The sequence below is a fragment of the Fictibacillus arsenicus genome (genome assembly GCF_001999465.1).
Classification (GTDB): Bacteria; Bacillota; Bacilli; order Bacillales; family Fictibacillaceae; genus Fictibacillus; species Fictibacillus arsenicus.
The window spans coordinates 1-1013 of the sequence record NZ_MQMF01000038.1; the positions used below are offsets into that span (position 1 = coordinate 1).

The following is a 1013-nucleotide window of genomic DNA, read 5'->3' on the forward strand; positions in this document are numbered from 1 at the left end:
GAACGCGGACTCCCAGTCCATCGCGAGCTTGCCCGTACCAGCGGAGAACGCGAGCGCACCAGCACCCACAGCGGCCAGCGACGTGCCCGCCGTCTCCAGGTCGGCCGAGTTCTTCCGGAGGGCGTCGAACACCCGGCCGGTACGGGTGCCGGCCTGCGCGGTCTGGTCGGCCATGCCCTTGACGGAGCGGCCCGTCTTGTCGGCCGCGGTGGCGAGCTTGTCGGTCTCCCGGGCAGCGGCCTGCATCGCCGAGTTGTAGCTGGAGACGTCGGCCTCATAGCGGGCCTTCACCGTGAGGTCTTGACCCGCCACGTGACCACCACCCTTGTCTAGTTGTGCGCCGCGTACCACTGTCCGAGCAGGTCGGGGCGATGTTGTTCGATCCACCAGCGCGGCGCGGACAGCAGGGACTCGGCCACCCGGTCATCAGTCACCTGTACGGTGCTGATACGGGTGCCCGGGTCCGGGTCCTTGTTGTCCTTCCGCCACCGTTCAGCGGCAGCAGTCGGCCCACACACCCGGGTTTCGACTTCCCACACCCCGGTCTCGCAGACCTGGCGGGGTCGCCCGCATTCGGGGCAGAGCCCGGCCCGGTAGAGGGTCCAGGCGTAGATGATGAGACGGTCCCGATCCGTCCACCCGCCAGCACCCCCCAGGAAGGAGGACGGCGGCTGCCCCGAATCCCTGCGCGGACTCCAGCAGCAGCAGCCATGTGCCGGCGGATGGGTGTTCGGTCAGGACCTGTCGGAGAAAACCGCGTCGACCGCCTGCGCCGTGTCATGGGACATGACCGTGCCCAGCGTCTTGTCGATGCGGGACCACTGGGCGGGGCCGATCGCGTGACGGATCTGCTCCCACTGCTCCGGGGTGGCTTGCACGTTCCCGGGGAGTCGGCAGCAGAGTGCGAACAGGTGGTGCGCGAACTCGGGGGTGCCCGGCTTGTGGCCGGCGGTCGCGTCGTCGACCTCGGTGCGGTCCGCGGCGTAGCAGGTCACGTCGAGACGGTTCTCTTC

2 protein-coding genes are annotated in these 1013 nt (G+C 69.3%); both read right to left on the reverse strand.

Going from position 1 to position 1013, the window contains the following annotated elements; all coding sequences use genetic code 11:
- The coding region (locus UN64_RS19970) for a hypothetical protein (RefSeq protein WP_139343242.1) at positions 1 to 312 on the reverse strand (312 nt) is incomplete at its 3' end.
- Between the two features lie 422 nt (positions 313 to 734).
- A partial coding sequence (locus UN64_RS21090; RefSeq protein WP_171978993.1) for a hypothetical protein occupies positions 735 to 1013 on the reverse strand: 279 nt, incomplete at its 5' end.